25 protein-coding genes are annotated in these 21,872 nt (G+C 59.1%); 11 read left to right on the forward strand and 14 right to left on the reverse strand.

From position 1 onward, the window contains the following. The first annotated feature begins 29 nt into the window (after positions 1 to 29). Positions 30 to 548, forward strand: a complete 519-nt coding sequence (locus KGB18_RS17700) for an acyloxyacyl hydrolase (protein WP_123719515.1) — start codon at positions 30 to 32, stop codon at positions 546 to 548. Between the two features lie 184 nt (positions 549 to 732). On the opposite strand, the gene KGB18_RS17705 is transcribed toward KGB18_RS17700, so the two are convergent. From KGB18_RS17705 to KGB18_RS17730, 6 genes are all read right to left on the reverse strand, one after another. Continuing rightward, positions 733 to 1,038 (reverse strand): YkgJ family cysteine cluster protein, encoded by a 306-nt coding sequence (locus KGB18_RS17705; RefSeq protein WP_007905822.1) that lies wholly within the window; start codon positions 1,036 to 1,038, stop codon positions 733 to 735. 60 nt (positions 1,039 to 1,098) lie between these two features. Then, entirely contained in the window at positions 1,099 to 1,875 is a 777-nt protein-coding gene (locus KGB18_RS17710) for an SDR family NAD(P)-dependent oxidoreductase (protein ID WP_123719514.1), read from the reverse strand. Between the two features lie 67 nt (positions 1,876 to 1,942). Further along, positions 1,943 to 3,391 (reverse strand): deoxyribodipyrimidine photo-lyase, encoded by a 1,449-nt coding sequence (phrB, locus tag KGB18_RS17715; RefSeq protein ID WP_223570300.1) that lies wholly within the window; start codon positions 3,389 to 3,391, stop codon positions 1,943 to 1,945. 33 nt (positions 3,392 to 3,424) lie between these two features. Beyond that, a complete protein-coding gene (locus KGB18_RS17720; protein ID WP_201062292.1) occupies positions 3,425 to 4,366 on the reverse strand; it encodes a MerR family transcriptional regulator in 942 nt (313 codons plus the stop codon). Next, positions 4,366 to 5,325 (reverse strand): YbgA family protein, encoded by a 960-nt coding sequence (locus tag KGB18_RS17725; RefSeq protein WP_201062291.1) that lies wholly within the window; start codon positions 5,323 to 5,325, stop codon positions 4,366 to 4,368. Before KGB18_RS17725 ends, KGB18_RS17720 begins: the two co-directional genes overlap by 1 nt. Positions 5,326 to 5,479: 154 nt before the next feature. Next, positions 5,480 to 6,466 (reverse strand): NAD(P)/FAD-dependent oxidoreductase, encoded by a 987-nt coding sequence (locus KGB18_RS17730; protein ID WP_123719511.1) that lies wholly within the window; start codon positions 6,464 to 6,466, stop codon positions 5,480 to 5,482. 196 nt (positions 6,467 to 6,662) lie between these two features. Here KGB18_RS17730 and KGB18_RS17735 point away from each other — a divergent pair, with 196 nt between their 5' ends. Beyond that, on the forward strand, positions 6,663 to 7,571 hold the full coding sequence (locus KGB18_RS17735; RefSeq protein ID WP_223570301.1) for a TIGR01777 family oxidoreductase: 909 nt from the start codon (positions 6,663 to 6,665) through the stop codon (positions 7,569 to 7,571). An 8-nt stretch (positions 7,572 to 7,579) separates the two neighbouring features. After that, complete coding sequence (gene hemH / locus KGB18_RS17740) at positions 7,580 to 8,605, forward strand: ferrochelatase (RefSeq protein WP_223570302.1); 1,026 nt, start codon at positions 7,580 to 7,582, stop codon at positions 8,603 to 8,605. Between the two features lie 161 nt (positions 8,606 to 8,766). Here hemH and KGB18_RS17745 read toward each other — a convergent pair whose 3' ends face one another. Both KGB18_RS17745 and upp read right to left on the reverse strand, forming a co-directional pair. Further along, positions 8,767 to 10,041: a uracil-xanthine permease family protein gene (locus tag KGB18_RS17745; protein ID WP_123719508.1), complete on the reverse strand. Its 1,275-nt coding sequence runs from the start codon at positions 10,039 to 10,041 to the stop codon at positions 8,767 to 8,769. Between the two features lie 2 nt (positions 10,042 to 10,043). Continuing rightward, on the reverse strand, positions 10,044 to 10,682 hold the full coding sequence (gene upp, locus KGB18_RS17750) for a uracil phosphoribosyltransferase (protein ID WP_008011992.1): 639 nt from the start codon (positions 10,680 to 10,682) through the stop codon (positions 10,044 to 10,046). A gap of 175 nt (positions 10,683 to 10,857) precedes the next feature. Here upp and KGB18_RS17755 point away from each other — a divergent pair, with 175 nt between their 5' ends. Continuing rightward, positions 10,858 to 11,415 carry a hypoxanthine-guanine phosphoribosyltransferase gene (locus KGB18_RS17755; RefSeq protein WP_052965782.1) on the forward strand — a complete coding sequence of 186 codons (558 nt, stop codon included), beginning with the start codon at positions 10,858 to 10,860 and terminating at the stop codon, positions 11,413 to 11,415. Positions 11,416 to 11,515: 100 nt separating this feature from the next. On the opposite strand, the gene dauA is transcribed toward KGB18_RS17755, so the two are convergent. Beyond that, a complete protein-coding gene (dauA, locus tag KGB18_RS17760; RefSeq protein WP_223570303.1) occupies positions 11,516 to 13,237 on the reverse strand; it encodes a C4-dicarboxylic acid transporter DauA in 1,722 nt (573 codons plus the stop codon). A gap of 151 nt (positions 13,238 to 13,388) precedes the next feature. Between dauA and KGB18_RS17765 the strand changes: the two genes are divergently transcribed. After that, complete coding sequence (locus tag KGB18_RS17765; RefSeq protein WP_123719506.1) at positions 13,389 to 13,874, forward strand: hypothetical protein; 486 nt, start codon at positions 13,389 to 13,391, stop codon at positions 13,872 to 13,874. Between the two features lie 63 nt (positions 13,875 to 13,937). Then, entirely contained in the window at positions 13,938 to 14,225 is a 288-nt protein-coding gene (locus tag KGB18_RS17770; RefSeq protein ID WP_123719505.1) for a PA4642 family protein, read from the forward strand. Positions 14,226 to 14,378: 153 nt separating this feature from the next. On the opposite strand, the gene mqo is transcribed toward KGB18_RS17770, so the two are convergent. Both mqo and KGB18_RS17780 read right to left on the reverse strand, forming a co-directional pair. After that, positions 14,379 to 15,887 carry a malate dehydrogenase (quinone) gene (gene mqo / locus KGB18_RS17775; RefSeq protein WP_123719504.1) on the reverse strand — a complete coding sequence of 503 codons (1,509 nt, stop codon included), beginning with the start codon at positions 15,885 to 15,887 and terminating at the stop codon, positions 14,379 to 14,381. 739 nt (positions 15,888 to 16,626) lie between these two features. Further along, positions 16,627 to 16,860: a hypothetical protein gene (locus tag KGB18_RS17780; protein WP_123719503.1), complete on the reverse strand. Its 234-nt coding sequence runs from the start codon at positions 16,858 to 16,860 to the stop codon at positions 16,627 to 16,629. Positions 16,861 to 17,065: 205 nt separating this feature from the next. Between KGB18_RS17780 and KGB18_RS17785 the strand changes: the two genes are divergently transcribed. Continuing rightward, entirely contained in the window at positions 17,066 to 17,650 is a 585-nt protein-coding gene (locus KGB18_RS17785) for a YajG family lipoprotein (RefSeq protein ID WP_007905851.1), read from the forward strand. A gap of 165 nt (positions 17,651 to 17,815) precedes the next feature. Here the strand turns inward: KGB18_RS17785 and KGB18_RS17790 are convergent, their stop codons facing one another. Together KGB18_RS17790 and KGB18_RS17795 are read right to left on the reverse strand one after the other, a co-directional pair. Then, on the reverse strand, positions 17,816 to 18,193 hold the full coding sequence (locus tag KGB18_RS17790; RefSeq protein WP_223570304.1) for a DUF6124 family protein: 378 nt from the start codon (positions 18,191 to 18,193) through the stop codon (positions 17,816 to 17,818). Positions 18,194 to 18,521: 328 nt separating this feature from the next. Next, positions 18,522 to 18,728, reverse strand: a complete 207-nt coding sequence (locus KGB18_RS17795; protein WP_007939788.1) for a hypothetical protein — start codon at positions 18,726 to 18,728, stop codon at positions 18,522 to 18,524. A gap of 193 nt (positions 18,729 to 18,921) precedes the next feature. Here KGB18_RS17795 and KGB18_RS17800 point away from each other — a divergent pair, with 193 nt between their 5' ends. Beyond that, complete coding sequence (locus KGB18_RS17800) at positions 18,922 to 19,200, forward strand: hypothetical protein (protein ID WP_038981598.1); 279 nt, start codon at positions 18,922 to 18,924, stop codon at positions 19,198 to 19,200. Between the two features lie 165 nt (positions 19,201 to 19,365). Here KGB18_RS17800 and KGB18_RS17805 read toward each other — a convergent pair whose 3' ends face one another. Then, on the reverse strand, positions 19,366 to 20,529 hold the full coding sequence (locus KGB18_RS17805) for a 1-acyl-sn-glycerol-3-phosphate acyltransferase (RefSeq protein WP_187326381.1): 1,164 nt from the start codon (positions 20,527 to 20,529) through the stop codon (positions 19,366 to 19,368). A 142-nt stretch (positions 20,530 to 20,671) separates the two neighbouring features. Between KGB18_RS17805 and KGB18_RS17810 the strand changes: the two genes are divergently transcribed. Genes KGB18_RS17810 through KGB18_RS17820 form a run of 3 tightly spaced genes read left to right on the forward strand, consistent with a single transcriptional unit; the run spans position 20,672 to position 21,786 of the window. After that, on the forward strand, positions 20,672 to 20,854 hold the full coding sequence (locus tag KGB18_RS17810) for a CPXCG motif-containing cysteine-rich protein (RefSeq protein WP_123501273.1): 183 nt from the start codon (positions 20,672 to 20,674) through the stop codon (positions 20,852 to 20,854). Between the two features lie 12 nt (positions 20,855 to 20,866). Next, a complete protein-coding gene (locus tag KGB18_RS17815; protein ID WP_123719500.1) occupies positions 20,867 to 21,127 on the forward strand; it encodes a putative signal transducing protein in 261 nt (86 codons plus the stop codon). A gap of 35 nt (positions 21,128 to 21,162) precedes the next feature. Continuing rightward, entirely contained in the window at positions 21,163 to 21,786 is a 624-nt protein-coding gene (locus KGB18_RS17820; protein WP_038981601.1) for an SOS response-associated peptidase, read from the forward strand. Positions 21,787 to 21,872: the final 86 nt, after the last annotated feature.

Below are 21,872 nucleotides of genomic sequence, written 5' to 3' on the forward strand. Positions count from 1 at the left end.
ACTAAATTGTTCGGAAAAGGATGTTTCTAATGAAGCGACTATTCTGCTTGGCCGCGATTGCGACCGCATTGATGGGGCACAGTTTTACCGCACAGGCAGCAGGGGTGGAATTCGGGGTCGGCCAGACCAGCGATTCGACCATGACCTACCGATTGGGGATGCAATTCGATTGGGACAAAAGCTGGCTTCAGAGTGACATCGGTCGCTTGACCGGCTACTGGAGCGGCGCTTACACCTATTGGGAGGGCGATGAAACGTCGAGCAATCACAGTTTGTCATTCTCGCCGGTGCTGGTGTATGAGTTTGCCGGTCAGACCATCAAACCCTATGTTGAGGCGGGTATCGGTATCGCGGTGTTTGCCAACACCGAAGTCGAAGACAACAAACTTGGCGGGGCCTTTCAGTTCGAAGACCGTTTCGGGTTTGGTCTGCGCTTTACCGGCGGACATGAAGTGGGGATTCGCGCCACGCACTATTCCAATGGCGGGATCAGCAGCCCGAACGATGGCGTAGAGAGTTACTCGCTGCATTACACGATGCCGTTGTAAGCCAGCGATGTCTTAAATTTGGGAGCGGACTGTGGCGAGGGGGCTTGCCCCCGTTCGGCTGCGAAGCAGTCGTAAATCCTTTACATGCGTTTAACTTTGAAATGCCGGGGTCGCTTCGCAACCCAACGGGGGCAAGCCCCCTCGCCACCGCTCGCTCCCACATTGGTATCGGGTGATCTGGCCGTCACCGATACGCCGTCGCAATCCCCTGGCGTTCGGTGATGCATTCCGGTGCGCCCATTTCGAACTCCCGGCAGATCAGCGGACGTTTTTCGTAGATGGTGCACATCATGCTGTTGCGATCCAGCGCGGCGCACCAGCCGTCATCCAGTCGCAGCATGACTTCCCCGCCCCAATCATCGGTATCGATAAAACGCTCGGGCACGCCGGTGTCGGTGATCAACATGACTTCAAGCTGGCAACAGCAGGCCGCGCAGGTTGAGCAGGTGACCGCAGGTTCGGCGATTTGCGTGTGGGGAATGGTTTTCATGGCACGCAGTGTAAGGCAGTGAGCCCACGCTGTGTGAAAGGCCTGACGGACGCTCAGGCTTCACGGCAGATCCTCGATCGGCGGATTGTTTCGCTCCCTGCGCTTGCCTATTTCCAGTCCCGTCTGGCCGGGCTTTTGCGGCAGAGGCCAAAGGACAGGCATGAGCAGTTCCGGTAAGGAGAGCTCCAGTGGACGATGCTTGAGCATGTCGAAGAGGTATCGCGCAGCTTTGTCCGCCGACCAGTCGAGGTGTGTCGAGAGGTCGTTGTTCAGAGGTGTATCGATAACCCCAGGACTGACCACGGTCATTTCGATGTTTTCCGGCTCCACGTCGATGCGCAAGGACTCGAAAAGATGACGCAACCCGGGCTTTGAATCGCCATAGGCTTCGGTCCGTGGCAGGGGCAGATAGGTCACCGAGCTGGCCATGCCCACCAGATGCGGTGCAGTGCCCGCCTGCAGCAGGGGCCGGGCGGCTTCGATGCAATAGCTGCTGGCAAGCAGGTTGGTACGCACGATGTGCTCGATAATTGACGAGTCGAACTGATGGGCGTCGACGTATTCGCAGGTGCCCGCGTTGAGGATCATGGTGTCCAGAGAACCCCATTCGTTGGCAATCTGCTCGCCGATTTCGCGCACCTGTTGGCCGTTGGTCAAATCACCCGCGACCACCAGCACTTGTCCGGGATAACGCTGAGACAGGGCTTTCAATGGCGCCAATGAGCGGGAGCTGATGGCCAGATGGGCACCGGCTTTCAGTATTTCTTCGGCCAGCGCGGCACCAATACCGTTGCTGGCACCGGTCAACCAGTATCGCCTTGGAGGTGTGCGACTCATCCCAATTCCCTTTTTAACCAGATAATTTCCCGGCTCAACACCGTATTTATAACGCAATGCGGCGGCATTAACTTAATTCCGGTGGTGATAAACCCTGTCGGGATGGCAGGTTTTTGAACGCGGCCAGGGCCCGTTCGCGGGAAGTGCTCAGGTTGACGATAGGCGATGGATAATCCGTTACACCGAATAATCCATCGAGTCTCGCGGGATTGTGCAGGTCTTTTTTGCTCATTTCATTGATCTGCGGCAACCAATGCTTGATGAAAACCCCGTCGGCGTCGAATTTTTCCGACTGGCTCAGTGGGTTGAAAATCCGGAAGTAGGGCGCCGAATCGGTGCCGGTGGACGAACTCCACTGCCAGCCACCGTTGTTCGCCGCCAGATCGCCGTCAATCAGATGCCGCATGAAGAAACGCTCGCCTTCACGCCAGTCGATCAGCAGGTTTTTGGTCAGGAACATTGCCACGATCATGCGCAAACGGTTGTGCATCCAGCCGGTCTCCAGCAATTGGCGCATGGCGGCATCAATGATCGGCAGGCCGGTACGGCCTTGTTGCCAGGCCTTGAGGTCTTCCGGGGCGTCACGCCAGGCGAGGGCTTCGGTTTCCGGGCGAAAGGCGCGGTGCCGAGAGACCCGTGGGTAGCCCACCAAAATGTGTTTGTAGAATTCGCGCCACAGCAACTCGTTGATCCAGGTGACCGCACCGACCTTGCCGCCTTCGAACTCCCCCTGATTGCTTCGCAACGCGGCGTGCAAACACTGGCGCGGGGAGATGACCCCAGCGGTGAGATAGGCCGAGAGTTGGCTGGTGCCGGGTTTTGCCGGGAAATCGCGCTCGCTGTGGTAATAGTCGATCTGCGCGTCGGTAAAGGTCTCGAGGCGGCGTCGGGCCTCGGCTTCGCCGGCCGGCCAGAGAGCACGCAAACTGTCGCTGGGCGTGTCGAAACCCTCGACACGAGAGGGCGGTTCGTCGCTGGCGATACCCAGTGACGCCTGAATGGCGGGGGCGGTAACCAATCTCGGCAATGATGCGTGCAAACGTTCGTAGCAGACCTTGCGGAACTGGCTGAAGACCTGGAAATAGGTACCGGTTCTGGACATCACGGTGCCAGGCTTGAACAGCAGTTGATCGAGGTAGCTGTAAAAGTCGATGCCCTGGGCTTTCAGGGCTTGGGCCACCGCAGCATCACGACGGGTTTCATGAATGCCGTATTCCTCGTTGACGTGCACTGCGTCGATCTTCAATTGCTGGCACAACTCGAGCAGGACTTTCGGTGCCTCATCCCAACGGGACGCCTTGCGAATCAGCAGCGGGATGTTCAGGGCGCCCAGCGCATGGCGTAATTCGCTCAGGTTGCGCAGCCAGAAATCCACTTTGCACGGCGCATCGTCATGCGCCAGCCATTGCTGCGGACTCAGCAAATACACAGCCACACTCGAGCCGCGCGCTGCGGCGGCCGAGAGGGCGGTGTTGTCATGTAGACGCAAGTCGCTGCGCAGCCAGATCAATTGCATGGTGGTATCCGCGCGATCCATTAAAAATCCGATTTAAATGAGCCCACGCTGAATCAGGCCCTGATGGGCCGACAACGGGTCTTCGGCCAGGGACAAGTCAGCGATGGCGGCGGTTCTTGCGGATAACTCGGTGTGGTGAATACGCACCGTTGATCCGGCAATCATTTTTGGGCAGCTGACGCCATTCAAAAGTTTCGTCAGCTGCGAAAGATTCATGGCTTTGCTGGAATACAGCAGTACGCCGCGGGCTTGCAGGTGATCGACCGCCAGCGCAAGTTCGCCAGCGGGGAGCGGCCAGTCGAAGACTTCCACCGGGCAATCGACGCTGCTGATCAGCCAGGCGGTGAGCCACAGATAAGGCTCCAGCGGCAGGTCCGAGTGATTGATCAGCAGCAGCGGCGCGGTGCGTAACTGACGATTGTTATGGTAGATCCTCGCGCCGAATTTGCTGCGCAACCAGGAATAAACAAACACCCGCTCCATCTGCGCGCCGAACTGGCCTTGCCAGCGTTGTTCCAGTTCCGCCAGCAACGGCATCAACAATTTTTCACACAAGGTGCGTGGCGGATACAGCGCCATCGCCTGATTCACCGTGTCATCGAGGGTGCGTTCGGCCAGCTGAGTGACCGCTTGCAGCAGTGTCTGGCGCAGCACCAGCCAATCGTTCCCGATGGGATCGGTAAGCCCCTGAGGCGTGTCGAGCAGTTGTTTGACCTGGCTGACAGCCACGCCGCGATTGAGCCAGGTGAGGATCGTCAGGATCCGTTGAACGTGTTCGGCACAGAACAGCCGATGTCCCTTGGGCGTACGCTGGGGCACGATCAACCCATAGCGCCGTTCCCAGGCGCGTAAGGTGACGGCATTGACCCCGGTCTGCCGGGCCACTTCACGAATAGGCAGCCAACCAGCGTCCAAGGCCTTCTTGAAGTCGCTGCCAAGGTCTTCGCTGGCGCTGGTGTCCGGTGGATTTTTCATTAAATCGCGTTTCGCAGGCTGAGGTTTTCCGGGTGCGGTTGCAGGTAAACCTGTTGCGCAATATATGGATCCGGGTGTTGGCGAAAGTAGTGTTTGAGCAGCGTCAATGGCACCACCAGCGGCACGATTCCCTGGCGATACTGGCCGATGACGTGCTGCACTTCCTGTTTGTCTTCAGGGCTGATGACTTGTTTGAGATAGCCGCTGAGGTGCTGCAGCACGTTGGTATGGGTGCGGCGTGTGGCGCATTTTTTCAGGGCCACCATCAGCTCGCTGAAATAGCGCGGGCCGAGTTCTTCGAGATCGGACTGGCCCATGTTGCCCAGCAAGTTGCCCAGGGTTTTGTATTGCACCGGGTTGTGGGCCATCAACAGGTATTTGTAGCGCGAGTGAAAGTCAGTAAGGCTGCGCCGGGTCAGGCCTGTGTGCAGCAACTGCTGCCAGGCGCTGTAGGCGAACACGCGGGTGAGGAAGTTTTCCCGCAGCACCGGGTCGTTGAGGCGGCCGTCTTCTTCCACCGGTAGATCAGGATGCAACGCACAGAAGGCTTGGGCGTAGATGCCACGGCTACCGCCGTCCACTGGCGCGCCATTGTCGTGGTAGACCTTGACCCGTTCCAGCCCGCACGAAGGGGATTTCTGCATGAAGATATAGCCGCAGATGTCGCCCAACTCCATCGCCATTTTTTGACCGTACTCGGCCAGCGGTCGGGTGACGTTGATCTCCGGATGGATCGTGCCGACAGCCTCCGGATGTGCAGGGTTGCCGACCAGCCGGATTGGTTGGCGAGGGATACCCAGGCCAATGGCGACTTCCGGGCACACCGGGACGAAATCGAAATAATCGATGAGGGTAATGCTGCACAGCCGCGATGCTTTGTGCCCGCCGTTGAAACGCACTTCGGCTCCCATCAGGCAGGCGCTGATGGCGATTTTGGGTTTCATGGCTGTAGGGGGCATCGGAGCGCCTCGAATCCAGATCTGTACAGATAATTAGGTCTGTACAACATGACTTCATCATAGATTCAAAGGTGTACAAGTCAAATTTTTTGTATAGGTTTTTGCGGGGCTGCTGCCCATGTCGACAGCAGCGATGGGCAGGACTTGATTCAATTCACTGCAGGTGTTCATGCAGCCGGCGGGCTGCTTCCTGACCACTGAGCCAGGCACCTTCGACACGGCCAGACAGGCACCAGTCACCGCACACATACAGGCCCAGATCGGCATCGGCCAGGGCACCCCATTCATGGCTGCTGGCCGGCCGGGCATACAGCCAGCGGTGAGCGAGACTGAAAGTCGGAGCAGGCATGGCGTCGTGCAGCAGTTCGGCAAAGGCTCCGTGCAATTGCTCGATCACCGCTTCCTTGGGCAGGTCGATATGCTGCCGGCTCCAGGGACTGGTGGCGTGCAGCACCCAGGTGTCGAGGGTGGTGTCGCGTCCCGGCTTGCTGCGGTTGCGCGCCAGCCAGTCGAGAGGACTGTCCTGCACGAAGCAACCTTCGATGGCGGTTTCCAGTGGCGTGTCGAACGCCAGCGCGACGGCCCAGGTGGGTTCCATTTTTACCCCGGCAGCGGCCCCGGCGAGTTTCGGCGCGGCCGCCAGCAGTGCGGTCGCCTGAGGGGCGGGCGTGGCGATGACGACATGGCTGAACGGACCGTGAGTGAAACCCTCGGCGTCTTGCAGGTGCCAGTGTTCTTCACCGCGATAGACCTCGGTGATGCGGCAAGCGAAATGCACTTCCAGATCACCGAGCAGGCCGCGCGTGATCGCGCTCATGCGTGGTGTGCCGACCCAGCGTGTCTGTTCGTCCGGCGAAGGCCTGAGCTGGCCGCCGTGAAAGGTATAGAGCTGCGGCGTCCATACGGCGACCCAGCCGTTGGCTTGCCAGCGCTGGACTTCGGTGACGAAGCGGCGGTCGCGGGCAGTGAAATATTGCGCGCCCATGTCCAGAGCACCCGCATCGCTGCGCTTGCTCGACATGCGTCCGCCACTGCCGCGGCTTTTATCGAAAAGTTGAACGACATGCCCGGCCTCCGTAAGGGCCTGGGCGGCTGAGAGTCCGGCGATGCCGGTGCCGATGATTGCGATAGGTACAGTCATAGGGGCCTCGTTTACCTTTCTGTACAGACTACGCCGTGGTTCAAACCTGTACAATATTGTTTTTTGGTATAACTTTTAGCGTTCTCGTTCTGACAGCTTGGCCTATTGTTAAGCACAGAGCCTGCCCGATACCAAAGATCCCTGCTTATAAAAATAGACTAGTGATCAGGGTAAAACGCCACGCGAGGAAGATGTCATGCACATATTGCTGACCGGCGGTACTGGTTTGATAGGACGTCAACTCTGCCAACACTGGTTGAGCCAGGGACATCGCCTGACGATCTGGAGTCGCACGCCTGCCAAAGTCGCCAAAGTCTGTGGCACTCAGGTTCGTGGAATCGCACGGCTTGAGGACTTGGGTCAAGAACCGGTGGATGCCATTATCAACCTCGCGGGGGCACCGATTGCCGATCGGCTCTGGACTCATAAACGCAAAGCGTTGTTGTGGAGCAGCCGGATTACCCTGACCGAAACCCTATTGACCTGGCTCGAAAGCCGCGAGCAGAAACCGCAGGTATTGATTTCTGGCTCCGCGATCGGTTGGTACGGCGACGGTGGTGAGCGGGAGTTGACTGAAGAATCTCCACCGGTCATTGATGATTTCGCCAGCCAGTTGTGCGTCGCCTGGGAGGAAACCGCGCAGCGCGCCGAAGCCTTGGGCATTCGCGTTATCCTCATTCGTACCGGGTTGGTACTGTCCGCCGAGGGCGGCTTTTTGTCACGGCTGTTGTTGCCGTTCAAACTAGGGCTAGGCGGGCCGCTCGGCAGTGGTCGGCAGTGGATGCCGTGGATTCATATCAAGGATCAAATCGCCCTGATTGATTTTCTTCTGCACCGCAATGAGGCCAGCGGTCCATATAATGCCTGCGCGCCCAAGCCGGTGCGCAATCGCGAATTCGCCCAAACGTTGGGTAGCGTGTTGCATCGTCCGGCGTTCATGCCGATGCCAACCCTCGTGTTGAAGGTGGGCCTGGGCGAGTTGTCATTGTTGCTGCTGGGGGGCCAGAAGGCCATGCCGGCTCGCTTGCTGGAAGCGGGCTTCACTTTCCAGTTCACCGATTTGCGCGCGGCGTTGGACGATCTGTCCAGCCGCCTTAAGAAATAGGACGTTGCATGACCGATCACGCGTTGCTTCTGGTCAACCTGGGTTCACCCGCTTCCACCTCGGTGGCGGATGTGCGCAGCTACCTCAATCAATTTCTGATGGACCCGTATGTGATCGACCTGCCGTGGCCGGTGCGGCGTTTGCTGGTGTCGTTGATTCTGATCAAGCGCCCAGAGCAATCGGCCCACGCTTATGCGTCGATCTGGTGGGCGGACGGCTCGCCATTGGTGGTGCTCAGCCGTCGTCTGCAACGGGCCATGACCGCGCAGTGGACCCACGGGCCGGTGGAACTGGCGATGCGCTACGGCGAGCCATCCATTGAGTCTGCGCTGGTTCGTCTGGCGGCTCAGGGTCACAAAAAAATCACCCTGGCGCCGCTCTATCCGCAGTTCGCCGACAGCACCGTGACCACGGTGATCGAAGAAGCCAAGCGAGTGGTGCGGGAGAAGAAACTCGACGTGCAGTTCTCGATTCTCCAGCCGTTCTACGATCAGCCGGAATACCTCGATGCCCTGGTGGCCAGCGCTACGCCATATTTGCAGCAGGATTACGATCACCTGCTGCTGAGCTTTCATGGTTTGCCGGAGCGGCACCTGACCAAGATCGACCCCACCGGTCACCATTGCTTTAAAAGCGAAAATTGCTGTCAGAACGCTTCACCGGAAGTATTAGCCACCTGCTACCGTGCTCAATGCCTGCGCACTGCGTCAGAGTTTGCCCGGCTCCTGGGCTTGCCGGATGGCAAATGGTCGGTGTCGTTCCAGTCGCGTCTGGGCCGGGCCAAGTGGATCGAACCCTACACCGAAGCGCGCCTTGATGAGTTGGCCAAAAGCGGCGTGAAGAAAGTCCTGGTGATGTGCCCGGCGTTCGTCTCCGATTGCATCGAAACCCTGGAAGAGATCGGTGATCGCGGGAAGGAGCAGTTCCGCGAAGCGGGAGGGGAGGAGTTGGTGCTGGTGCCGTGCCTCAACGATGATCCGCAATGGGCCGAGGCGTTGAACGTATTGTGTGAAAGAGCGCCGTTGGCGTTGTAGGAAACACACCTTGAAGTGAAGGCGGGCTTGTTGTGGCGAGGGAGCTTGCTCCCGCTGGGTCGCGAAGCGGCCCCAAAATCTTTGCAGTCGATGAGGATTTTGTGAGTGCTGCGCACTCAAGCGGGAGCAAGCTCCCTCGCCACAGGGGATTGAGTCGCCTGTTACAACAACGGCTCTTCCGCCTGCTTGTGCTTCCAGCTGTCATGGCCCGGCAGCAACAGGTTCAGCGCAATCGCCACCACCGCGCACAACGCGATGCCTTTGAGGCCGAAATCGTCCGGGCCGGTGCCGGTGCCGACCAGCACACCGCCAATCCCGAACACCAACGTCACCGAGACAATCACCAGATTGCGTGCTTCGCCCAAGTCGATCTTGTGGCGAATCATTGTGTTCATCCCCACCGCAGCGATCGAACCGAACAACAGGCACAGAATCCCGCCCATCACCGGTACCGGGATGCTTTGCAGCAGGGCACCGAACTTGCCGATGAACGCCAGGCTGATCGCAAAGATCGCCGCCCAGGTCATGATTTTCGGGTTGTAGTTTTTGGTCAGCATCACCGCGCCAGTCACTTCGGCGTAGGTGGTGTTGGGTGGGCCGCCAAACAGGCCGGCAGCAGTGGTGGCAATGCCATCGCCGAGCAGGGTGCGGTGCAGGCCGGGCTTTTTCAGGTAATCGCGACCCGTCACGCTACCGACCGCGATTACGCCGCCGATATGCTCGATCGCCGGGGCCAGGGCAACCGGAACGATGAACAGAATCGCCTGCCAGTTGAATTCCGGCGCCGTGAACTGTGGAATCGCGAACCACGGTGCAGCAGCAATCTTCGCGGTGTCGACCACCCCGAAATAGAACGCCATGGTGAAACCCACCAACACGCCGGAGATGATCGGCACCAGGCGGAAAATGCCTTTGCCGAACACCGCGACGATCAGGGTGGTCAGCAGCGCCGGCATCGAGATCAACATCGCCGTCTGGTAAGGAATCAGCTCGGTGCCGTCGCCAGCCTTGCCCATCGCCATGTTGGCTGCGATCGGCGCCATGGCCAGACCGATGGAGATGATCACCGGACCAATCACCACCGGTGGCAACAGGCGATCGATGAACCCGGTGCCTTTGATCTTCACTGCGAGGCCGAGGAAGGTGTAGACGAAACCCGCCGCCATCACACCGCCCATGGTCGCCGCGAGGCCAAATTGGCCCTTGGCGAGAATGATCGGCGTGATGAAGGCAAAGCTCGAGGCGAGGAACACCGGCACCTGACGCCCGGTGACGATCTGGAACAGAATCGTCCCAAGGCCTGCGGTGAACAGCGCCACGTTGGGATCGAGGCCGGTAATCAACGGCATCAACACCAGCGCGCCAAAGGCCACGAACAGCATCTGCGCACCCGACAGCACTGTGCGCCAGAGCGGATCGTTGAACTCTTGCTGCATGCTCAAGCGTCCTTCTGCTTGGTGCCGAAGATCTTGTCACCGGCATCGCCCAAGCCTGGGATGATGTAACCGTGTTCGTTGAGTTTTTCGTCAATGGAAGCGGTGTAGATCATCACGTCCGGGTGAGCCTTCCCCACCGCGGCGATGCCTTCAGGGGCGGCCACCAGGACCATCGCGCGGATGTCCTTGCAGCCGGCCTTTTTCAGCAAATCAATGGTGGCGACCATGGAACTGCCGGTGGCGAGCATCGGGTCGATGATCATCGCCAGGCGTTCGTCGATTTCCGGCACCAGTTTTTCCAGGTAGGTGTGGGCCTGCAGGGTTTGTTCATTGCGGGCCACGCCCACGGCGCTGACTTTGGCGCCCGGGATCAGGCTCAGCACGCCTTCGAGCATGCCGATACCGGCACGCAGGATAGGCACCACGGTAATTTTCTTGCCGGCGATTTTCTCGACCGACACCGTGCCGCACCAGCCTTCGATGTCGTAGCTTTCCAGTGGCAGGTCTTTGGTGGCTTCATAGGTCAGCAAGGCACCGACTTCCTGAGCGAGCTCACGGAAATTCTTCGTGCTAATGTCGGCGCGGCGCATAAGGCCAAGTTTGTGACGGATCAGCGGATGGCGGATCTCGAGAATGGGCATGGGAAAGGCTCCGGCGGCGGGCAAAAAAACCGGCCTAGATTAATCTATCCGAGGGTGTTGTCCTATAGACATTCAGAACGTTAGTCCACAAACGCTTGATCTGGCCTCGCTTGATGCGTACCTTTGCCCGCTTTTCCTCACTTAGTCCCCCCGTTACCACCCCCAGGAGAGCGCCATGTCCGCTGATCTCGAGCATATCCGTCAAATCATGCGAGAGGCTGACTGCCTGTACACCGAAGCTGAAGTCGAGGCGGCCATCGCCCGCGTTGGTGCACAAATCAACGATCAGCTGGCTGAACGCAACCCGGTGGTGTTCTGCGTGATGAACGGCGGGCTGATTTTCTCCGGCAAGTTGCTGACGCATCTGAACTTCCCGCTGGAAGCGTCCTACCTGCACGCCACCCGCTATCGCAACGAAACCAGCGGCGGCGACCTGTTCTGGAAAGCCAAGCCGGAAGTCTCGTTCATCGACCGTGACGTACTGATCATCGACGACATCCTCGATGAAGGTCACACCCTGGGCGCGATCATCGACTTCTGCAAACACGCCGGCGCCCGCGCTGTGCACACCGCCGTGCTGATCGACAAGGACCACGACCGCAAGGCTCGCCCGGACCTGAAAGCCGATTTCGTCGGCCTGCCGTGCATCGACCGTTACATCTTCGGTTACGGCATGGACTACAAAGGCTACTGGCGTAACGCCAACGGGATTTTTGCCGTTAAAGGCATGTAAGCAGGCTGACTGTCTGGGGGCGATTGGCCGTCAGGCGCGTTGAGGCTTGAATACAAGGCCTCACATCAGGATGCGTGCGCAGTTTGCTTGAGCTGCGCGCTCAGCCCTGTCCGGCGAGCCAGCGTTCGCTTTTGCGTCGAGCCTGTTCCAGATTATTCACGTAGGCCAACTGTCGCTGTTCCCGATGGATGCCCGCGCGCCTGAGTTTCAGGCGTACCCGTGGAGCGGTTCCGACCAGAATCAGGCCGATGCCGTCGGTGCGGTAATCCCTGAGGATATTGTCGAAGGCCGCCAACGCCGTCATGTCCAGCATGGGCACGGCACTCATCTCGACAATCACCACTTTGACCTCCGGGCTGAATTTGCGCAGCACGCCCAGGGCTTTTTCCGCAGCACCGAAAAACAGCGGTCCGCGTATCGCATAGCAACGCACATGCTCCGGCATATCCTGTAAGGCTTGATGGAACTCGCGAGGCAGTTCGGCGGTGTCCGTGAGGTCGCTCATGCGTTTGATGAACAAACCGGCGGCCAGCAGCAGGCCGACGGCGACGGCCAGCACCATGTCAAACAGCACCGTCAGGCTCAGGCAGGTCAGCAAGACCAGCACGTCGCTGCGCGGTGCAATGCGCAAGGTGTGCACGACGTGCCGGGCTTCGCTCATGTTCCACGCCACCATCACCAGCAATGCCGCCAGCGCCGCCATCGGCAAGTAGCTGAACAGGGGCGCGAGGGCGAGTATCGCCAGCAACACCACCGCACTGTGGATAATCGCCGCTAATGGTGAAAACGCTCCGCTGCGCACGTTGGTGGCACTGCGGGCGATTGCCGCAGTGGCGGTAATGCCGCCGAACAGCGGTGCGACCAGATTGCCCAGGCCTTGACCCAGAAGTTCGGCGTTAGGGTCGTGTTTGCTGCCCGTCATGCCGTCGGCCACCACCGCGCACAATAATGATTCGATGGCACCGAGCATGGCGATGGCAAAGGCTGGCGCCATTAATTGGCGGATCAGGTCGTAAGACAGGTGCAGCGGCTGGCCGTAGGGCCCCGGCAGATCCCACGGCCAGTCGAAGCTCGGCAGAAACGGCGGTATGCCGGGATGGCTGACGCCATCGACGATATAGCTGAAGCGCTCCCCCAGTGTCGCAACCGGTAACCCGCCGCTTTCCAGTGCCACCCCCAGCAATGCGCCGACGGCCAGCGCCACCAGATGCCCCGGAATCCTCGGCACAAAACGCGGCCAGACGATCAAAACCGCCAGGCACATGACACCGATGATCCCGTCCCCCAGACGAGCGCTGGGTAACGCCTGGAGCACCCCGCCTAATTGCTCGATGTAATGTTCGGCATGCCCGGTGGTACTCAGGCCCAGCAAATCCTTTAATTGAAGGGTGGCGATGACAATGCCGATCCCGGCGGTAAAGCCCAAGGTCACCGGATAAGGAATGTACTGAATCAGCCGTCCAGCCCGAATCAGCCCCAAGGCAATCAGGATTGCCCCGGCAAGCATGGTGCACAGCAGCAGGCCACCCAGACCATATTGTTGGGTGATCGGCAGCAGTATCACCACGAACGCGGCTGTCGGCCCGCTGACATTGAAGCGCGAGCCTCCCGTCAGGGCGATCAGGGGCGCGGCGATCAGCACCGTATACAGACCTTGCTGGGGCGCTACCCCCACCGCAATCGCCAGGGCCATGGCCAGAGGGATGGCGATAATCCCGACTGTCACCCCGGCGCTGATATCGCCGCGCAAACGTCTGAGGCTATAACCTGCGCGCCAAGTCTGACGCCAGGCGGCGAATAACGGGGGCATGGAGAATGACATGGGTACTCCACAACAGAGGGTGCACTGTCGAAATGGGGCTGAAAGCTCTTTCAGTATGCCCAGCCTTGTCTTCCAGAGTATTGACCTTGATCGGTTATTCGCCGGGTAGATCCTCATGCTAGAGTGCTCGGCCCCGTCCCCGGAGCCATCCATGAGCCTTTTGATCCGCAGCTGCGCCGCCCTGTTGCTGACCGTTAGCCTGCCCCTGGCCGCCGCCCCGTCGCCGATGCATGCGCAGTTTTTGCCCCCGGACGACCTGACTCTGCGTGATGCCGAACCCGAGCAGCAGCAATTGTTGCAGATCACCGAGTATTCGGTGGTGATCGGTAGCCAGCGCCAGTCCAACCAACAGCCGATCCCGGTCACATCGCCATTGCTGATCCGCCTCAAGGGCAAATCCTTGAACAAGGGCGCGACCATCAGCCAGGTGCTGGTCAACTTCGATGGCGAAAGCAAAAGCCTGAAAAAGCCGATCTACGACGAAAAAAGCAAAACCCTGACCCTCTATTACCCGCTGGCCCAATACCGGGTGGTGATCGACTTGTTGCGCAATGACACGGTGTATTGCCAGTTCCTCAGTTACGCCAACGGCCATATCTGGGCCGATTTGCACACAGGCAGCGTTCGTCCGCGTTGAGCCTGGCGCCTGCGCAGGGGTAAACTGCCCGCCCCGTGAAATGTCTGCGAGCTGGAGTCGGCAATGCGTAAAGATAAGAAGCAAGTGATTGGTGACGAGATCGGCGATGAGCAGATCAAGCTGTTCCTCGATTTTGAGCCGGTCGACGCCACTTCACCGTCGCTGCACAAACTGATCAAGGCGTACCGTGGCCTGCGCATCGATGACTTCGAGCGTTTTCTGACGTTCTTTGTTGAAGCCGGCTATGACCTGGATGGCAAGGATGAGCACGGCAATGACTTCGTCGCCCTGATCAAGGATCAGCGCAACGCGGCCGAGTACATCGAGCTGATCAGCAAGGCTCGCGGTTAAGATCAAAAGATCGCAGCCTCGCTACGCTCGACAGCTCCTACAGATGGTTCGCTCATACCTGTAGGAGCTGTCGAGCGTAGCGAGGCTGCGATCTTTTAAGGCACAAAAAAACGCCCCGCCCTCAATGAGGACGGGGCGTTTTTTTAGGCCGAATCAAGCGTAGCTTTCGGTCTCGTTACTGGCTTCAACCAGTTCCAGCGCGACGTTGTTGTGCGCGTTGATCTTGCGATACAGCGCAGCGTCGGTTTCCAGAACCTTTTCCCGAGCCGGGAAGATTTCCGCCAGTTTGGCAGCCCATTCACCGGACGCTTTGTTCGGGAAGCATTTTTCGATCAGCTCAAGCATGATCGAAACAGTCACCGAAGCGCCTGGGGACGCGCCGAGCAGGGCGGCAAGGGAACCGTCCTTGGCTGCGACCAGTTCGGTACCGAACTGCAGAACGCCGCCTTTCTTCGGGTCTTTCTTGATGATCTGCACCCGTTGGCCGGCCACTTCCAGGCGCCAGTCTTCGGCTTTTGCCAGTGGATAGAAGCGACGCAGGGATTCCAGGCGCTGTTCCATCGACTGCATCACTTCGCTGACCAGGTACTTGGTCAGGTCCATGTTGTTTTTGGCCACGGCCAGCATCGGGCCGATGTTGCCGGCGCGGACCGACATTGGCAGGTCCATGAACGAACCGTGCTTGAGGAACTTGGTGGTGAAACCGGCGTAAGGCCCGAACAGCAGGGACTTCTTGCCATCGACCACACGGGTGTCCAGGTGCGGCACCGACATCGGTGGCGAACCTACCGCGGCCTGGCTGTAGACCTTGGCCTGGTGGTGCTTGACCACTTCCGGGTTATCGCAACGCAGCCATTGGCCGCTGATCGGGAAACCGCCGAAGCCTTTGCTTTCTTCGATGCCCGAAGCTTGCAACAGTGGCAGTGCGGCACCGCCGGCGCCGAGGAACACGAACTTCGCATCGACCTCACGGGTATTGCCGCTGTTGACGTCCTTGATGCTGACAGTCCAGCCACCGTTGTTACGCTTCAGACCCGTCACACGCTTGCAGTACTTGACCTGGGCATCAGGTGCGCTGGTCAGGTGCTTGAGCAATTGGTTGGTCAGGGCGCCGAAGTTGACGTCGGTGCCGTTCATCACGCGGGTGGCGGCGACGACTTCGTCAGCCGGGCGGCCCGGCATCATCAACGGCATCCACTCGGCCATGGTGGCCTTGTCTTCGGTGTATTCCATGTCCGAGAAGGCATGGTGCTTGCTCAGCGTCTTGAAACGTTCCTTGAGGAAGGAGACGCCGTCGTCGCCCTGCACGAAGCTCAGGTGCGGCACCGGGCTGATGAACGACTTGCACGAGCCGAACGTGCCTTTCTTGGTCAGGTAGGACCAGAACTGCTTCGACACCTCGAACTGGGTGTTGATGTGCACGGCTTTCTTGATGTCGACGGCGCCGTCGGCGGCCTGTGGCGTGTAGTTCAGCTCACACAGCCCGGCGTGACCGGTACCGGCGTTGTTCCACGGATTGGAACTCTCCGCGGCACCGGAATCCATCAGCTCGACGACTTCCAGCTTGATCGCGGGGTCGAGCTCTTTGAGCAGTACAGCAAGGGTGGCACTCATGATGCCGGCCCCAACCAGTACTACGTCGACTGCTTCGTTATGCGCCATTTAACGCGTCTCCAAAATCTGCAGCACCAAATTGTCGGCATAGCTGCCAGGAGTGACGGGGCGTGTCAGTGATGCCCCAGGTACCCATGGCCAGGATCGCCATGTCCGAATCTTCGCAATTTTTTGCAACTTCGACGGATGCATGCGGCCTGGCTTCAAGAGTCACATGAACTCATTTCGGCACGCGGCTGGCAATTCGACTTATGGTCGAGACATCCGTTTGTGCAACCAAATCCGTAGCGGACAGGCTTCAGGCTCCGGTGTTCGAGGAATACTCGGTCCTGTGTCGTTGGGCTGTTGTAGACGCTAATGGTGCATGTTCAGACGCAAAACTATTCATTTGCTCGCCACACTCTTGTGAAGTTGTGAAAACCCGTTTTTTTCACGCTCTTTTGAAGACGTGAACCTCAAAAAGGGCTGTCCCAGCCTGGCACCGTGCCCGGATGGATTGCCGCCATGGGATACATGACAAGCAAAACGGGCAAACAGCTCAGTGACCGAGCGTAATGACAGCTCTGCAGATTCGCGAAAAGTGGTGTTTTTGCTTAGAGAACAGCAAGCGCGCCAGCTTCACTCGATCTGTGTGGGCGGCTCTCTGTGGGCGGTGCGGGGGTGTCAATACCGAGGCATTAACGATGCTGCGAGGCCCGATCAGGAGACGTCCTTATAATCGGGGGGAGATTGTATCTAAGAAACGCAGGGAAATGGTCGTGTTTAATGACTTTTATTAGGCGTCCGGTCAGGTGGTCAACAGTTGTTGCGCACGAGCACGTGGCTGGCGCTGGCTGACACGGGCGCTGGCGGGCAGGGGATGGTGCAGCCAGTTGAGGCGGATTTCTTCGATTTCGACCCAGCCATCGCCCATGGGCTGAAGGCTGCACTGTTTGAATGCCTGGCAACGGCCGTCGCGGTCGAGCAGGGCAAAGCAGCGATGCAGTGGGCGTGGCGCGAACAGGGAGATGAGAACACGCATGGCAAAGTACCTTGTGGGTTGACTGCAGTGAAGGTTGCCAGTGAGCCATGACATGCATGTGTATGGGTGATGACAGATGTGTGACAGGAACCGCACTGCGCCGGGTTTGTCAGAGATTTCAGTAATCGTTGTGCGAAGCTAGTTCGCCGCAGTGGCGCACCGCTATACTGCGGGCCTGTTTGTGCCTGATTCTGGAGAGAAGAGCATGTTGCAACGCCTGTTGTTCGGTTTGATCACTGTGACCAGTTTGACCCTCGTCGGCTGCGCCCACAGCCCGCAACAACTGAACCCGGAACCCAAGCTGACAGCTCAGCTGGCGCCGGTCGGCCGTGGTCAGCCGGTGGTGGTGCGTGTGGTGGACGGTCGTCCGTCGCCAACGCTGGGGACTCGTGGTGGTCTGTATCCGGAGACCAGTGCGATCACCGTGCAGGGCGCGCAGATTCTGCCGAAGCTGCAGGCTCAGGCTGAAGCGGCCGTGCGCTTGCTGGGCTTTACCCCGACGGCCAATGCGCTGAATGCACCGCAATTGACCGTGACCCTGGCCGAGCTGAAGTATCAGTCGCCCAAGGAAGGCCTGTATGTGACTGAGGCAACGATTGGCGCGACGTTCCGTTCGGATGTGCAGAATGCCAACCGTCGTTACAGCGGTCGCTATGGTGCGTCGCTGGATCAGCGTTTTGGCATGGCGCCGAATCAGGAAACCAATACCAAGCTGGTCAGTGATGTGTTGAGTGATGCGTTGACCCGCTTGTTCAAGGATCCGACGATTGGTCAGGTGCTTGCCGAGTAACGGTTTGCGGCTTGTTTAAAGAACCCGGTGTCAGTGATGGCACCGGGTTTTTTGTGCCTGCATATTCATTGTGGGAGCGAGGCTTGCCCGCGATGGCTGAGTGTCAGTCAATATCAATGTTGAATGTTAATCCGTCATCGCGGGCAAGCCCGGCTCCCACAGGGATCAGTTGTGTAGCGCGGGTTTTGGTACGGCCACGTTATCCAGCATCCGGTTCACCGCCAGTTCTGCCAGCATGACGATCTGTTGAATCGCCATCGCCGTGTGCCGGTGCGGCCCTTCCAGATACCCCGCAAAATCACCCGCCATCACACTGGCCTGGGCCAACGATTCACAGGTATGGGCCAACAGGTCTTCGTCTTTGATATCCGGCGCAACCATATACATCGTGCTCGGTTTACGGGCCACGGGTGATTTGAGGGCGGCTGGGTTGAGGTAGTGATCGAGCGCGCGGTTAGCGGCTTCGTGGAGTTTTTTTGAATCGAGGGATTCGTAGGGGGAAACGTCGTCGGTTTCAGGGGGATTCGGTGTTTCTTTGAACATGGTGATGCTCCGAATGAAAGGTTTAGCTGCCACGATCGCTGCGACGCGATTGAAGGAGGCAGCTGTACGCGGGGTCGCAGACCGAGCCATTCGGAAACCCGGCATACCCGAAGGTATCCCGCGCACAGCCACCATCAAACCAAACGACTAGCACCGAAGCGCTCCGGTTTGGGTCGGCGATTATGCACCAAATGAGCTGAACTGAACGGACTGCGACGCCCGGTCGCTGATGTGCAGCGACCCCCAAAGCCTATCCACCCCATTTCCGAGCGACAACCTTCAAAACCTGTCGGAATCTTCCCTTTCAATCACTGCGTTTGTAGGACGCTCAAGCCGCCTCCGAATAAAAATCCAGAACACTCACCCCCGTCAGCAAATCCGTCTCCGGCAAGTCCGCATGTTGATGCCCACCCAGCGCGCAATACACCAGCCAATGCCGGTCCTGAACGTTGAAGGCGAGGCTGCCGACTAAGGTTTGTTGTTCGTCGCTTTGGGCAATGAGGTAGAGGCGGTCCTGGTTTTCGGCGTGGAGCATGACGGAGTCCGTGTCGGTTTCGAGGGGCGACAGACTGGCGGATTCAGATGACGGCGCCGTGACACAGGACAGCAATCGGTTAAATGGTTTCGTTATTTGTCGGAAAGCCGGGGCAGGTCGGAGCGCTTTCGGTAGAATCCGCGCCGTGGTCGTCGGTCCGGCGTCTGCTACACCGGTTAGCCTGAGGTTTGTGATGTCGCTGCAATTGATTTCGCTTCTTACTTCTCATCCCGCCAAATTGATCAACTTGCTGGCCTTGCTGTTCGCCTTCCCGGGCGGCTGGTTGCTGCACGCCACCCGTCGTCGCGAACAGCGCGCCATGGCCAGTATCGAGGCGCAGCGCCAAAGTCGTCCCAGTGAAGAGCCAACGCTGGATTGGGCGACCCTGCGCATGAACCGGTTTTTCTACCGCTTCGGTTTCGCCTGCCTCGGGATGGCGTTGCTGGTGTCGTGGATCAGCACTCGCGTCTGAAAATCAAAAGATCGCAGCCTGCGGCAGCTCCTACGGGGGATTGCGCATACAGGTGGGATATCGGGTGTACTCGGTCAATGTAGGAGCTGCCGAAGGCTGCGATCTTTTGATCTTGCATAAAAGAAACGGCGCCCGAAGGCGCCGTTGTCATTTCCAGCCATTGCCTTACAGCGGCAACCCGGCCTTCACCCGATACTGATTACGCACCGGTGTCGCATATTGCAGCACCAGGAACGGACGATGTTCCTCTGGGCAGGCATCCAGCCGGCGCTGCCACTCTTCCTGGGCCTTGGCCAGTTCGTCGGCCGCAAACACCTCGGCCGCTTTCGGCACCTGCAGTTGCGGGTCGGCGTCTTTCCACTGCGCATACGCCAGGTAGTGCGCCGGGAACAACCGGTAACCGCTGAGGATCTGCTTGTCCATTTCGATCGCTAATTGCTTGGTGTCTTCGAACAGTTCGGTGATCGGCGCGGCGAAATTCACGTGAACCCGGCCTTTGTAACCGGTGATGCCTTTGGCGATGCTCACGTCATCCTCGCCCGGCACCTTGGTGTAGCTGCCGGTGGTGGCGCGGATGTACAGCTCGCGGGCCTTGGCCTGGTCGCACGGGTCGTATTCGTAGCTGATCGACACCGGGGTGAGGTTCAGCGAGCGAATGACTTCGCCGAACGGCTCATCCTTGCGGCTCATGTGGAACATCTTGAGGATCGCCGACTCGGTGCGGTCGTCGCCGTCCTTGGCCCGGCCTTCAGCCTGGGCGATCCAGATCGAGGCGCAATCGTTGCGGATCGAGTGGTTGATGTACGCCGACAACAGCTGATAGGCCGCCATTTTTTCCCGGCGACCAGTGATCGAACGGTGCACGATGAAGCTCTTGTTCAGGCGCATCAAATCGCTGACAAAAGGCTTTTGCAGCAAGTTGTCGCCAATGGCGATGCGCGGGGTCGGCAGGCCGGCGTGGTACACGGCATAGTTGACGAAAGCCGGGTCCATCACGATGTCGCGGTGGTTGGCGATGAACAGGTAGGCGCTGCCGGACTTGAATTGCTCCACGCCGGTGTAGGTCACACCGTCCGTGGCTCGCTCGATGGTGTGGTCGACGTACATCTCGACTTTATCTTGCAACGTGGCCACCGACGTAACACCGGCGAACTCACGGCGCAGCCGATGAGCTATAAGAGGTTTGAGCATCCAGCCGAAGGCACCGGCATAGCGCGGGAAGCGGAAGTGGATGAGGATATCTAGAAACGCCTTGTCACCAAGCAACCGGTTCAGTACTGCCGGGACTTCGCTGTCGTCGTAAGGTCGGATGGCATCGAATTCGCCCATCATGCTCTCTTGTTAGAAACGGCTAGGGTAAGTAAAGGTTTTGATAAAAAACCAACGGGGCACGGTCTGAAAAGGTAGCCAGACGAAAATAGCCCTGCAAATAGACCGGCGATTATACGCACAAGTCACCTGGGAGACCGCGATGCTGGAAACTGCGCAGTATGAATGTCCGTATTGTGGTGAAGTGGTTGAGACTTCTGTAGACCTGTCAGGAGGCGATCAGACCTATATCGAGGACTGTCAGGTGTGTTGTCGGCCGATTACGTTTGTGTTGCAGGTTCACGGAGAGGAATGGCATCTCGAAGTCCGCAGCGAAAATGAATGAGAGGGACGGCCCATGCAGCGCATCTACGAACCGGAAAACCTGATGGAAGGCGAATTGCTGCAGAGCATGCTCGCCAGTGAGGGCATCGAGGCGCATCTGGTTGGGCGCGATTTGGTCGGCGGCACCGGGGAGTTGCCGATGTTCGGCCTGCTGGGCTTATCGGTCGATAACGATCAGGCCGAATACGCCCGGGAGCTGATCACCGCGTACAATGCCGCGCTGCCGCTGCCCGGCGATGAACCGGACAGTTTTCCCGGCACGCTGGTCTGTTAGGCTGACGTTCGTTTGATCAAGAGTCGTATTGCCCCATGTGTGGACGTTATGCCCTGTTTCGCTGGAACCCCGCTTTCGCGGCCCTGCCCGGATTCCCCGCCGATCAGCAGGCCCAGTGGAATATTTCCCCCAACGATTCGGTGTTGATGCTGCGTGCCGGCGCAGACGGGCAACGTGAGTTGGCCCGCGCCCGCTGGGGCCTGACGCCGCCGTGGCTGACCGACCTGTCCCGCACCCCGGCCCATGCCCGCGCCGAAACCGTTGCCGAACAACCGATGTTTCGCGAAGCCTTGCGCCTGCGTCGTTGCCTGCTGCCAGCCAATGGTTTCTACGAATGGCGCGGCACCACGCGCAAACGTCCGTACTGGCTGACCCCGGGGGAGGGCTCGGCGCTGTTCTTCGCGGCAATCTGGGAGGCGTATCCGGTGCAGGAGCAGGTGTGGCTGAGCACGGCAGTGATCACCCAGCCGGCTTCGAGTCAGCGTCGGCCGTTGATTCTGGATGCAGCGGGGCAGGAAGCCTGGCTCAACCCCGAAACGCCGTTGCATGCCTTGCAGGCGTTGCTGGCCAGCGAGCCCGCGGCGTTGCGTGAGCGGGTGCTGGCGAACCTGGTGAATGATCCGAAGCTTAATGGGCCGGAGTGTTTGACCCCCGGCTGATGAGTTGTCTGGGCTGACGTCTTCGCGGGCAAGCCCGCTCCCACAGGGTTTTGTGGCGTTCACAAAACCTGTGGGAGCGGGCTTGC

This window comes from Pseudomonas sp. BF-R-26 (genome assembly GCF_019947395.1).
GTDB lineage: Bacteria > Pseudomonadota > Gammaproteobacteria > Pseudomonadales > Pseudomonadaceae > Aquipseudomonas > Aquipseudomonas farris.

Coding starts and splice junctions, on each gene's coding strand:
- KGB18_RS17700 (WP_123719515.1), top strand. CDS start 30: ATGAAGCGACTATTCTGCTTGGCCGCGATTGCGACCGCATTGATGGGG.
- KGB18_RS17705 (WP_007905822.1), bottom strand. CDS start 1,038: ATGAAAACCATTCCCCACACGCAAATCGCCGAACCTGCGGTCACCTGC.
- KGB18_RS17710 (WP_123719514.1), bottom strand. CDS start 1,875: ATGAGTCGCACACCTCCAAGGCGATACTGGTTGACCGGTGCCAGCAAC.
- phrB (WP_223570300.1), bottom strand. CDS start 3,391: ATGCAATTGATCTGGCTGCGCAGCGACTTGCGTCTACATGACAACACC.
- KGB18_RS17720 (WP_201062292.1), bottom strand. CDS start 4,366: ATGAAAAATCCACCGGACACCAGCGCCAGCGAAGACCTTGGCAGCGAC.
- KGB18_RS17725 (WP_201062291.1), bottom strand. CDS start 5,325: ATGCCCCCTACAGCCATGAAACCCAAAATCGCCATCAGCGCCTGCCTG.
- KGB18_RS17730 (WP_123719511.1), bottom strand. CDS start 6,466: ATGACTGTACCTATCGCAATCATCGGCACCGGCATCGCCGGACTCTCA.
- KGB18_RS17735 (WP_223570301.1), top strand. CDS start 6,663: ATGCACATATTGCTGACCGGCGGTACTGGTTTGATAGGACGTCAACTC.
- hemH (WP_223570302.1), top strand. CDS start 7,580: ATGACCGATCACGCGTTGCTTCTGGTCAACCTGGGTTCACCCGCTTCC.
- KGB18_RS17745 (WP_123719508.1), bottom strand. CDS start 10,041: ATGCAGCAAGAGTTCAACGATCCGCTCTGGCGCACAGTGCTGTCGGGT.
- upp (WP_008011992.1), bottom strand. CDS start 10,682: ATGCCCATTCTCGAGATCCGCCATCCGCTGATCCGTCACAAACTTGGC.
- KGB18_RS17755 (WP_052965782.1), top strand. CDS start 10,858: ATGTCCGCTGATCTCGAGCATATCCGTCAAATCATGCGAGAGGCTGAC.
- dauA (WP_223570303.1), bottom strand. CDS start 13,237: ATGTCATTCTCCATGCCCCCGTTATTCGCCGCCTGGCGTCAGACTTGG.
- KGB18_RS17765 (WP_123719506.1), top strand. CDS start 13,389: ATGAGCCTTTTGATCCGCAGCTGCGCCGCCCTGTTGCTGACCGTTAGC.
- KGB18_RS17770 (WP_123719505.1), top strand. CDS start 13,938: ATGCGTAAAGATAAGAAGCAAGTGATTGGTGACGAGATCGGCGATGAG.
- mqo (WP_123719504.1), bottom strand. CDS start 15,887: ATGGCGCATAACGAAGCAGTCGACGTAGTACTGGTTGGGGCCGGCATC.
- KGB18_RS17780 (WP_123719503.1), bottom strand. CDS start 16,860: ATGCGTGTTCTCATCTCCCTGTTCGCGCCACGCCCACTGCATCGCTGC.
- KGB18_RS17785 (WP_007905851.1), top strand. CDS start 17,066: ATGTTGCAACGCCTGTTGTTCGGTTTGATCACTGTGACCAGTTTGACC.
- KGB18_RS17790 (WP_223570304.1), bottom strand. CDS start 18,193: ATGTTCAAAGAAACACCGAATCCCCCTGAAACCGACGACGTTTCCCCC.
- KGB18_RS17795 (WP_007939788.1), bottom strand. CDS start 18,728: ATGCTCCACGCCGAAAACCAGGACCGCCTCTACCTCATTGCCCAAAGC.
- KGB18_RS17800 (WP_038981598.1), top strand. CDS start 18,922: ATGTCGCTGCAATTGATTTCGCTTCTTACTTCTCATCCCGCCAAATTG.
- KGB18_RS17805 (WP_187326381.1), bottom strand. CDS start 20,529: ATGGGCGAATTCGATGCCATCCGACCTTACGACGACAGCGAAGTCCCG.
- KGB18_RS17810 (WP_123501273.1), top strand. CDS start 20,672: ATGCTGGAAACTGCGCAGTATGAATGTCCGTATTGTGGTGAAGTGGTT.
- KGB18_RS17815 (WP_123719500.1), top strand. CDS start 20,867: ATGCAGCGCATCTACGAACCGGAAAACCTGATGGAAGGCGAATTGCTG.
- KGB18_RS17820 (WP_038981601.1), top strand. CDS start 21,163: ATGTGTGGACGTTATGCCCTGTTTCGCTGGAACCCCGCTTTCGCGGCC.